Genomic DNA, 9,939 nt, shown 5'->3' with positions numbered 1-9,939 from the left:
GAAAACCAAGCTTATGGGCGAATTCCTTAATCAGAAGTAGGCCAGAATCGGAGGATAAATCCCCTCCTGCGAAATTAATTTTAATTTTACTGTTGCTTTCTGAGTGAAGTGCATTTAGACTAGACATAAGGGTTTCTCCTTTGTGAAATGTTAGTTGCGGTGACTTCATTTTAACAAAGTTGAAACTCTTTTTCTATTGTATTGGTTTCACTTTTTAAGTGAAACCAATAATAATGCAAAACTACTGTAACTATGCGGCACGAAGCAATGCTGGATAAATTATGATGAATAATTCAGGTTTTTTTATATCATTCATATAATTTTTCAGCGCTAAGGGCAAACCTGTCTAAAGGCAGGGACGCAAAGCCATAGGGTCTAAGGTACCTACCGGTACTATGATAGCCTGGTTGCCGCAGATGGAGACGTATCTACACCTGCCAAATTTAGCGGCAGGTTTTTGTCTGTTTAGCACAACTCACATTGCTTAGTGCTGAAGGTTCACTATGAGGACTGGGGGCAACACAGGAACTGACTGTTTTCGACAACATATAACAGTGATATAAACATTGTCCTTATCATTGTTTTTGTTTTCGATTTTTAAGTGAGTGAGGTGCTACAGATGAAAAATAAATTTATGTTAAAGGTGCTAAAATAGCAGGTTTATGCAGTTGTATCCATCTTCTATTTCTATGGGATAAATTACGGCCTCCAATTATCCCACAACTAAATACATGCCATTTAACCTTGAAAGCCGCAATTTGCAATAAGCAAATTGCGGCTTTCTTATTGCCAAAATACTTGGATTTTCGACTAATAAGCCTAAAGCTGTCTTCTTTATTTCTACAATATTTTAAAGTGGACAAGCCCTATCTTCTTCGATTTTTAAAATACCCATCAGGATGCCGTTCCCCTCCCTCTGTTTTGGTTTTTTCATTTATAAAAAATCAAAACGGAGGTTCAATTATGAAAATAATCAATTTAAGAGATTATTATCCATTCTACCAATCTGACTTTTTCGTTGAAGTTCCAGATGAAATAGTAGAGCTATTGACACAATTTAACAGAAAAGAACATGCAGATTTTGAACGCAGACGTGTTCATAAGGCATATTATTCCCTTGATGCTGGCGACAACATTGAAAAGGATGTTGTGTTGCTGGTTTTATCACCAGAAGAAATATATGAGCGAAAGCTAAACAGACGAGAGTTGTATGCTGCTATCAACAGCCTCCCAGAAAAACAGGCCAAGCGAATTTATGCTCATTTCTTTCTCGGAATGAGTAAAACAGAAATAGCAAGAACTGAAGGGGTTGGAGAAAGCACTATTAGAGATTCGATTAATCGTGGATTAAAGAATATAGAAAAATTTATGAAAAAATTTTTCTATACCCCTGCGAAATCGCCCCAAAAATCTGCTGATTAATAGAGGGACATATACTACCCCCCTCTCAAACGTACTTTGACAATTGAATAGGTGTTTTGTTCGGTACTTTCCCCGTATGCCTGTAAAGGAAAGCCAGATTGCAGGTACGCCAAGATCACCTGTCCAGTATTTTCTGGATTTAAGCCGAAGAATCAATACCGTTTACGGATTGGATGAAGGTAAGGTGTAAGCGATAACTACCCGTGCAATAAATAAATGTGGTTACATTTAAGGCGATGATACATACGGAGGGATAATGATACTTGCGTACAGTCGAGGTTAGGTCCCAGAGTGCGCCCCGGTCGCTGACGGGGAGGTGAGATTCCTATGAGGGCGGTCAACCGCTGCCAGCCGAATAAATCCACAAATTAATATAAAACCAAAACAGAAATGCAAGTTAGGAGGACGTCTATTTATGCAAGCATATATGAGTAACCAACTAAAGACGTCCCCTAATATTGCAGATTTAACAGAAAGGGGCTGATACTTTGCTAAAGAGTAATGAAGCATATAAATTGATTTTTCGAGAATATCCGGATGTTGTAAGTGTAGAACAGATGTGTGAAATGCTTGGGGGTATCAGCACAAAAACCGGATATCGTCTGTTGAAACAAAATGAGATAAAACATTTTAAAATAGGCAGATCTTATAAAATCCCAAAACTTCATATTTTTGAATACTTAAATGTCGTTCAAGAATCTAATACGTAAAACATCGTTTGTACATTTGAACAATAGTATAAAGCCTGCTACACTATAATCGTCAGTGGTAGGTGAATTTAAAACTGTTACTTTTTAAGGAGGTCAAATTATGGTAGCAGGACATCTACGAGAAAAAAACGGTTACTTCCACATTATCCTAAATTATAAGGATATAAATGGAAGCCGCAAAACAAAGTCCATTAGCACAGGACTACCCATAAAGGGGAATAAAAAACGTGCTGAAGCAATACTTTTGAAAAACAGAAAAGAATTTAATCCGGATACTGCAATGAGTGATAAAAATACTTTGTTTGCAGACTTTCTTCCAAAGTGGCTGCAGGATGTTATATATAAAGTGGATGCCGAAATATTCGCTCAATACTCATATGATACAAAAAACTGTATAATCCCTTACTTTAAGAACACTGCCATTAAAGTATCAGAAATAAAGTCGAGGGACATAGAAAATTATTATGAACATGAGAAAGCAGAAAATGGCGCATCAAATAGCACTCTTCTCAAATATCATGAAGCCATCAAAGAAGCCTTGCAATATGCATTGGAGCTTGAGTTAATAGAGGATAATCCAGCAGACAAAGTTAATCCGACTTCTGTTGAGGTACAAATATTTTTTACTGACTTTCTTCTGGAATGGCTGGAAATGATGAGAAATAGTGTTGAGATGACTACCTATGCATCTTATTCTTATTGTATTAAAAGCAGTATTATCCCTTATTTTGAAGAAAAAAAGATAAGACTTAAAGACCTAACTCCAAAGCACATACAGAATTATTATCAGTATGAGCTAAATGAAAAGGGATTGAGTGCCAACACGGTCATTCATCGCCATGCAAATATCCGGAAAGCATTACAACATGCTCTGAAAATAGGGTTGATAGATTATAACCCTGCTGATCGGATTGAGCGACCAAGGAAAGGGAAATTTGTTGGCAGCGTTTATGACGAGAAGGAGCTTGATGTTTTATTTGCTGTAGTTAAACATCAAAAGATAGAGCTTGCCGTCATTTTGGGTGCATTTTATGGGCTGCGACGGAGTGAAATTGTAGGACTAAAGTGGGATGCTATTGATTTTGAGAAAAAGACATTGACGATAAAACATACGGTAACTGAGGTAACATTAGATGGGAAAATTACCACCATAGCAAAAGACCGTACAAAGACTAAATCAAGCTATCGTACATTACCGTTGGTAGCACCATTTGAAGAATTACTCTATAGACTAAAAGAAGAACAGGAACTTAATCGAAAGGTTTGCGGCAAAGCGTATTGTAAAGATTATCTTGATTATATTTATGTGAATGAGATTGGAGACAGGATCAAGCCGAATTATATTACACAGCACTTTGCAATCGTATTAAAGAATAACAATTTAAAGAAAATTCGTTTTCACGATCTTCGCCACCCGTATGTCAAGTACACACCGAAAAATAATTTAGGTTTTTTTCGTAAACGACAATGCGGGGAAGAAGAGAGCGGTTATTTCAACCCATATAATCTTTCCATAGCTTTTCTTGTAATTAACCACACCTTACCACTTTTTCGATAATCTAAACCTTCTTGTAGTTCTTCGCCTGTAACCCGATGCCTAAGTGTGCTTGGGTCAATGTTCCAAATCTCTGCTGCTTCCGAAAAAGTTAAAACTTCTGAAATGTTATTGGGTGATGGGAGACTGGCTTGGACTGTAAGTTCAATATGGTGAACCTTGAAATTTGAATCACCATATGCTTCAAAGAGCATCGCTTCGGCTGCTTCCTCATTAATATTTGTGACCTCTCCTGAGATGCTCCTTCCGTTAATGTTTCGGATTGTTAGCTTATCGCCTTTCTTAATTATTATCTCTGCTATCTTTGACCTCTTCCCCACTATCTACATCCTCTTTTCCCGCAAACGTGAATTTTTCATTAATTATATCACGAAAGTGTGAATGAAATAAAGGGATAATATCTATCGTTTATTGTTTTTAACAATAGAATTTAATCCCTTTCTGATACTTTTATCTCTTTTTTTAACTATATTCGGCGGCAATCATAAGTGACATCACAAAATCAAAATCATTGTCCAGAGGGATATCCTCAGAAGTGATAAAATCCTTATCTCCTAAAAGCTGTCCTACATATTCTTCTGCCAGTATGGTCTTTATGCCCATAACGATCATACTCTTTTGGGTTTTTAAGCAAGCATCCCAAATTCTGCAAAGAGTTTTCATTGAAGGACGAATCCGTTGTAAGGAAAGCGACTCCTTTTTTTCTTAGCTGCTCAATCCAATGGGTGGTTTCTAAGACATTACGTCCTATGCGATCCACATTACGGACAATAACTGCCCCAACACGTCCGGCCTGTATATCGGCTTCCAGTCTTGAAAATGCGGGTCTGTCATAATTCAAACCACTGTACCCGTTGTCCATATAATATCCAATGCGGTCATATCCGTGTTCCTTGGCATATCCGCGCAGGTATTCCTTTTGAGCTTCCAGCGACAACTGGTCTGCGGTCGCCACGCGGCAATAGATGGCAACCCTTATTTCTTTCTTCTCCATGCGTATCCCTCCTGTTCTGAAAGTCCGAAAAGTCCGTCACTTTCCAGCTGATTTCAATTCGGTTTCCCGGATATATAAACACCTTGTCAATCAGCAATTCCATAAGCTCCTGCGTCAGGCCGGTTTCCTTTGAAATATCCTCGGCAAATTCCCTTGCCTTGTTGTTTTCCTCACAGTCTGCCTTTAATTTGGCGGCCTGCGCGGAAATTGCAGTGTAGATGCGGTTCAGGTGGTTCAGTTCAGCGTCTAAATCGGCCTTTAATTCCGCATACTGCCCGGCATCGATTTCCCGCATGACATACTGCTCATACAGGCTCCGCTTGTTATCCTGGCACCTTCTTATGAGCTTCCTGTATTCTGCCTGCTGCTCGGAGCGCAGTTCCATTTCGCCTATGTTGTTCAGGTTGTCGGTGTTTAAAATGATCTGTGCCTGTTTGGAGATAATGTCAAACAGCATGGTTTCCAGTTCACGTTCCTTGATTTCCATGCCGTTGCAGGGAGCCGAAGCATCCACCTTGGTATAACGGCAGACGAAAGCCGGTTCCTTTCTTGGTGCTCTGTTCATGGCATGTTGACAGCAACCGCAGACGATTTTGCCGCGCAGGACATATTCATGGTTGTGCTTGTCGCATTTGAAATGAAGCAGCTTGGCCTGCACCTGTTCATATACTGCCTTTTCTATGATGGCGGGATGGTGGTTGGGGATTTTGAACCATTCGCTTTCGTCCTTTAGCCTTGACCGTTTACCGCCGACCTCTTTGAGGGTGCGTTTTCCCATGATATACGTGCCGATATACCGCTCATCGGCCAGAATCCGAAGCACCGATGACCTCTGCCAGATACCGCCGCACCTTGAGATGTCATGGAAGCCCTTTCCCTTTGCGGCCTTGTATTCTCCAGGTGTAGGGATTCCGTCAGCATACAGTGCCTTTACAATCTCCTGGGCATTTTTCGTTTCCAGCGCCAGTGCGAATATCCGGTGCACTACCGCAGCGGCTTCCTCATCAATAGCCAGACGGCCATCCGTTCCTTTTTTGTAGCCATAGCAGCAGACCTCGCTGATATATTCGCCGCGCTTCATTTTGGTGTATTTGGCACTTTTGGTCTTACGGGACAAATCCAGGCTGTAATATTCGTGCATCAGGTACTTAAAGGCAACCGCCATTCCGCCCGTGTCCTCTTTGTAATCGTTGGTATCAAAGTTATCACTCACGGAGATAAAACGGGTACGGAACAGGGGAAATACCTGTTCGATGAAATAGCCGGTTTCAATGCTGTTCCGTCCAAACCGGGAAAAGTCCTTGACGATGATGCAGTTAATTTTGCTCTGCCGCACAAGCTCTAAAAGCTCCTGTACGGCAGGGCGCTCAAAGTTCACACCGGAGTACCCGTTGTCCACAAACTCCAGGATTTCCACATCATTCTGTTCCAGCGTGTCGATGTGTCTGCCCAGCAAAAGCCTTTGATTGGGGATGCTGAGACTGTCGGTTTTCGCGTCCTCCATGGACAGGCGGATATACATGGCGATTATATATTTACTCATGCCTGCATCCTCCCCTCCACAGGGGCAAGCAGTTTGCGCAGTGAACGCTCGGCCTCGCTTAATCGTTCAAATCCGCTTTCAAATGTGAACGTAACTTCAATACGCCTGTCGGAGAACACTTCTATTTTGTCGATCAGCCGGTCAATCAGAACCGCCGTAATATCTTCTTTGCCTTTTATGCCTCCGATCAGGTCGGATAAGTCAATGTATTCTGAAACCTGTGCTTCCAATTCGTTCTGCCGACGCTCCAGTTCCTGCGCAAGATTGATTTTATTTGATATCCTTTCTTCATAATCGGCACGCATTTGGCGATATTCGTCACCAGTGATAATGCCGGTTACAAGGCTTTCGTAAAGGCTTTTGACAAGCCGCCTGTCCCGGTCAAGCTCCTGCCGCAGGGCGGCAAGCTGGGACTTTATGGCGGTGCGTCCGGCTTCCATGGCTAGCTTGTTCTTTTTCAGCCGGATGGCCTTACCGATTACAGCGTCGGCGTGTTTCTGGATGATGGTCAAAAGGGAGGACAGCAATTCTTCCTCCGGGAGGGAATATAGGAAGCAGGAGCCTCTTGCAATACGGCTGTTGGATAGGCAGTGGAACACGTAAACATCCGGGCTGCGCTTCCGTTCACACCGCTGCCGGTGCAGGCTTCCCCCGCAGTGCCCGCAGTAGATTTTCCCCTTGAACATGTTGGGGGTATAAGGGCTTTTGGGTAGCTGGATTGCTTCCTCCGCCACCTGCTTGCGGAATGCCTGTATCGCATCGAACATCTCACGGCTGATAATGGCTTCATGGGTGTTTTCTACCTTAATCCAGTTGCTTTCGCTGGCATAGGTCTGTCGATGGCAGACCGTTTTTGTTTTCCCCTGCACCAGATCGCCGGTATAGGTTTCACAGGAAAGAATTCTGCTCACCGTCCGGGTCTGCCAGGCATTCTTTCCGATCAGGTTCTCATGGCTGATAATGCCTGTCGCTTTTTTTGTGTGGCTTGGCGTCGGAATCCCCGCTTCATTCAGGCGGCGGACAATGTCGTTCAAGCCCACCCGCTCATAGGCCCACTGGAATATCTGGCGCACCACCGGCGCGGTTTCTTCATCGATGATGAGCTTGTGGCAGTTATCGGGACTTTTCAGATAACCAAAGGGCGGCCTTGCGCCGACAAATTCTCCAGCCTTCATGCTCTGGCGCTGCTGTGCCTTGATTTTCCGTCCGATATCCAGGGAATAAGCTTCATTGATCATGTTTTTTAATGGAAGCATGATCCCGTCGCCGGAGTTTACGCTGTCGGTATCAAATCCGTCGTTTACGGAAATGAAGCGCACCTTCAGCGACGGCAGATACTTTTCAATATAGTAGCCGGTGTCAATGGCATTTCTGCCAAACCGGGACAGGTCCTTGACGATAATGCAGTTGATGACGCCGTTTTCCGCATCCGCAAGCATCTTTTGAAATGCGGGACGCTCAAAATTGGTGCCCGTCGAACCGTTGTCGATATAATAATCATGGAGTTTCAGGCCCGGTGTAAGGGCAATATAGCTTTGCAGGATGCTTTTCTGCGTTTCCAGGGAATCGCCCTTCTTCTTGTTGTCCTCCACCGAAAGGCGGATATAGGCTCCTACATTGTAAAAGGGCTGTGCGTATATCATGTCCGAAACGGCTTCTATGTTTTTTCTGCTTTTCCTTGCCATGCTACGCCACCTCCGTTACGGCAGATTTTGCTGAGATGGCTTCGCCGCAGGCGGATAAGGCTTTCTCATACTCCATCTGGTAGTTGAAGGTGATTTGAAGCTCGGTCTTGCCCATAATACGAACGGACTGAATCAGGTGGGCCACGGTTTTCCGGTCAAGCTCCGTGAGCCCCTCAAAGCGCTTGAAATGCTCCATCCAAAGCAGACGCCCGCTTTTATGGTTCCGTAGGTCTTCAAGCTCCTGACGTAGTGCGGAAATGGCCTGCTGCAGACGGTTTCCATCCTCGGCATACTTTGCCCGGAAGGTCTTGTAATCCTCTGCGGAGATAATGCCGTTTATCATGTTTTCGTACAGGGTGGACTTAAAACCGCCGATTTGTTTCAGTTGGTGCTCATTTTCGGCAATCTGCGCCTCCAGCCGGCGCGCAAGCCTGCTGCCCATGGCTTCGCTGTCGGCGCTTTCCAAAAGGGCTTCCAGAGAAGCGACATTTCGGATATGGGCTTTCAGGCTTTCCAATACACAGTCTGTCAGTTCGCTTTCCTTGATTCTGGCAGGAGATTTACAGCCGCCTTTCTTTCCCGTGGGACAATAGTAATAGTGATAAACCGCATCTTTGTAACGGTCGGTTTTGCGGGTCATGCGGCTTCCGCAGCAACCGCAGATGAGAACGCCGGAGAACAGCTGCACCGCATCGCTTCCCGGCGATGTCCGGGTATCCAGCCGCAGCAGCCGCTGAACCAGGTCAAAATCCTGTCTATGGATAATGGCCTCGTGGGCATCCTCTGTGCGTACCCATTCGCTTTCCGGTTTGTCAATCAGGTCTTTCAGCTTGTAGTTGAAGGTGCCCTGTTTTCCCTGAAGCAGCATTCCGGTGTAGGTTTCATCTTTCAGGATGCGGATGATCGTCGTGGCAGACCATTTGGCATCAGGCTTATCCGCATAACCGCCTTTGGGGTGCGGCAGGCCCCGGTCCTTTTTATATGCCAGCGGGGACAAAACGCCCCAGCTGTTCAGTTCGTCCGCGATTCTGGCGGCACTCATGCCGTCCAGCTTCATCTTGAAAATGTTCTGTACCACGCCTGCCGGATATTCGTCTATTTCCAGCCGGTTTTTGTTTTCCTCCGACTTTTTGTATCCATAGACGGTGCAGGCTCCCACATAATCCCCGTTGCTCCGCTTGACGGACAGGGCACTGCGGGTTTTCACGGAGATATCCCGGCAATAGGCGTCGTTTATAATGCTTTTGACTGAAACCACCAGATCGTCGCCGCTGTCCTTTAGGGTATCGATGTTGTCATTGATGGCGATGAACCTTACCCCGTAGGCGGGGAAGATGCGGCGCAGGTAGCGCCCGGTTTCAATGTAGTCGCGCCCCAGGCGGGATAAATCTTTGACGATGACACAATTGATATTTCCAGCTTCAATTTCTGTCATCATTTCCTTGAAAGCCGGGCGGTCAAAGAGGATACCGCTCCAGCCGTCGTCCACCTTTTCCAATACCGCTTCTATATCAGGGTGGCCCTCAATGAAGCTGTCTATGAGCTTGCGCTGGTTTGCCACACTGTCGCTTTCGTTGTTCTTGTCATCGGTATAGGATAGGCGTATATATTTTACAGCTTTGTACTGTTTTTCAGACATAGAAATCACTCCTTTGAAAAGTTACGGTCTTTCCCCGCAAATCAAAGGGTGATCAGGCATTGCCGTGTCATTCTGTTTGTTTCATTCTTTTTCCAATGCCTACATTACCACCACACGGGGAGAAAGTCCATTTTGCGGGCTTAAGTTTCTCATTCGGTCAAAAGCCTTTGCAGGCAGTCCTCCAGCGTGACGCCATTATCGGCAAACCGTACCCAGACGGTGAAATTTCCGCATTTAAAGTTGTAAGGGTCTTTGATCTGCCGGACGTATTCCGCAATCCGTTCCTCTTTAGAAAGGTTTTTATCTACCGAGATGTCCCGTATGTCCACTAACTCATTACATGCTCCCGAATTCATGGCCTGCACCTCCTTTTCTGAAATAGTCCGACATA

General features: G+C 44.5%; 10 protein-coding genes and 1 riboswitch. Of the genes, 3 read left to right on the top strand and 7 right to left on the bottom strand.

Annotated features, from left to right (window positions below):
* Positions 1–325 precede the first annotated feature (325 nt).
* Positions 326–415, top strand: a riboswitch (cyclic di-GMP riboswitch).
* Between the two features lie 548 nt (positions 416–963).
* The 3 genes from BUB56_RS15395 (at position 964) to BUB56_RS15385 (ending at position 3,690) form a co-directional block, all read left to right on the top strand.
* The gene (locus BUB56_RS15395) at positions 964–1,422 is read left to right on the top strand and encodes an RNA polymerase sigma factor (RefSeq protein WP_110942172.1); all 459 of its coding nucleotides are present in this window, start codon (positions 964–966) and stop codon (positions 1,420–1,422) included.
* Positions 1,423–1,910: 488 nt separating this feature from the next.
* Positions 1,911–2,132: a helix-turn-helix domain-containing protein gene (locus BUB56_RS15390; RefSeq protein WP_242946399.1), complete on the top strand. Its 222-nt coding sequence runs from the start codon at positions 1,911–1,913 to the stop codon at positions 2,130–2,132.
* A 100-nt stretch (positions 2,133–2,232) separates the two neighbouring features.
* A complete protein-coding gene (locus tag BUB56_RS15385) occupies positions 2,233–3,690 on the top strand; it encodes a tyrosine-type recombinase/integrase (protein ID WP_110942171.1) in 1,458 nt (485 codons plus the stop codon).
* Here the strand turns inward: BUB56_RS15385 and BUB56_RS15380 are convergent.
* The 7 genes from BUB56_RS15380 to BUB56_RS15355 form a co-directional block, all read right to left on the bottom strand.
* Positions 3,621–4,007, bottom strand: a complete 387-nt coding sequence (locus tag BUB56_RS15380; protein ID WP_035270256.1) for a helix-turn-helix domain-containing protein — start codon at positions 4,005–4,007, stop codon at positions 3,621–3,623. The genes BUB56_RS15385 and BUB56_RS15380 overlap by 70 nt on opposite strands.
* Positions 4,008–4,149: 142 nt before the next feature.
* Positions 4,150–4,290: a hypothetical protein gene (locus BUB56_RS19520; protein WP_156782317.1), complete on the bottom strand. Its 141-nt coding sequence runs from the start codon at positions 4,288–4,290 to the stop codon at positions 4,150–4,152.
* Positions 4,235–4,681, bottom strand: a complete 447-nt coding sequence (locus BUB56_RS20430) for a recombinase family protein (RefSeq protein ID WP_083273342.1) — start codon at positions 4,679–4,681, stop codon at positions 4,235–4,237. The genes BUB56_RS19520 and BUB56_RS20430 overlap by 56 nt, the downstream gene beginning before the upstream one ends.
* Positions 4,566–6,224 carry a recombinase family protein gene (locus BUB56_RS15370; protein ID WP_084296087.1) on the bottom strand — a complete coding sequence of 553 codons (1,659 nt, stop codon included), beginning with the start codon at positions 6,222–6,224 and terminating at the stop codon, positions 4,566–4,568. The genes BUB56_RS20430 and BUB56_RS15370 overlap by 116 nt, the downstream gene beginning before the upstream one ends.
* A complete protein-coding gene (locus BUB56_RS15365) occupies positions 6,221–7,909 on the bottom strand; it encodes a recombinase family protein (protein WP_084296089.1) in 1,689 nt (562 codons plus the stop codon). Before BUB56_RS15365 ends, BUB56_RS15370 begins: the two co-directional genes overlap by 4 nt.
* A 1-nt stretch (position 7,910) precedes the next feature.
* Positions 7,911–9,548, bottom strand: coding sequence for a recombinase family protein (locus tag BUB56_RS15360; protein ID WP_028309335.1), 1,638 nt, complete (start codon positions 9,546–9,548; stop codon positions 7,911–7,913).
* Between the two features lie 149 nt (positions 9,549–9,697).
* Positions 9,698–9,904, bottom strand: coding sequence for a DUF6870 family protein (locus tag BUB56_RS15355; RefSeq protein WP_028309336.1), 207 nt, complete (start codon positions 9,902–9,904; stop codon positions 9,698–9,700).
* Positions 9,905–9,939: the final 35 nt, after the last annotated feature.

It is taken from the genome of Geosporobacter subterraneus DSM 17957, from assembly GCF_900142145.1.
GTDB lineage: Bacteria > Bacillota > Clostridia > Peptostreptococcales > Thermotaleaceae > Geosporobacter > Geosporobacter subterraneus.
The sequence above is the reverse complement of the archived record's forward strand: the minus strand, read 5'-3'. Positions and strand labels throughout refer to the sequence as shown.

Excerpts from the sequence above, each read along its gene's own strand:
- BUB56_RS15395 (WP_110942172.1), top strand. The coding sequence starts at position 964 with ATGAAAATAATCAATTTAAGAGATTATTATCCATTCTACCAATCTGAC.
- BUB56_RS15385 (WP_110942171.1), top strand. The coding sequence starts at position 2,233 with ATGGTAGCAGGACATCTACGAGAAAAAAACGGTTACTTCCACATTATC.
- BUB56_RS19520 (WP_156782317.1), bottom strand. The coding sequence starts at position 4,290 with ATGGGCATAAAGACCATACTGGCAGAAGAATATGTAGGACAGCTTTTA.
- BUB56_RS20430 (WP_083273342.1), bottom strand. The coding sequence starts at position 4,681 with ATGGAGAAGAAAGAAATAAGGGTTGCCATCTATTGCCGCGTGGCGACC.
- BUB56_RS15370 (WP_084296087.1), bottom strand. The coding sequence starts at position 6,224 with ATGAGTAAATATATAATCGCCATGTATATCCGCCTGTCCATGGAGGAC.
- BUB56_RS15365 (WP_084296089.1), bottom strand. The coding sequence starts at position 7,909 with ATGGCAAGGAAAAGCAGAAAAAACATAGAAGCCGTTTCGGACATGATA.
- BUB56_RS15360 (WP_028309335.1), bottom strand. The coding sequence starts at position 9,548 with ATGTCTGAAAAACAGTACAAAGCTGTAAAATATATACGCCTATCCTAT.
- BUB56_RS15355 (WP_028309336.1), bottom strand. The coding sequence starts at position 9,904 with ATGAATTCGGGAGCATGTAATGAGTTAGTGGACATACGGGACATCTCG.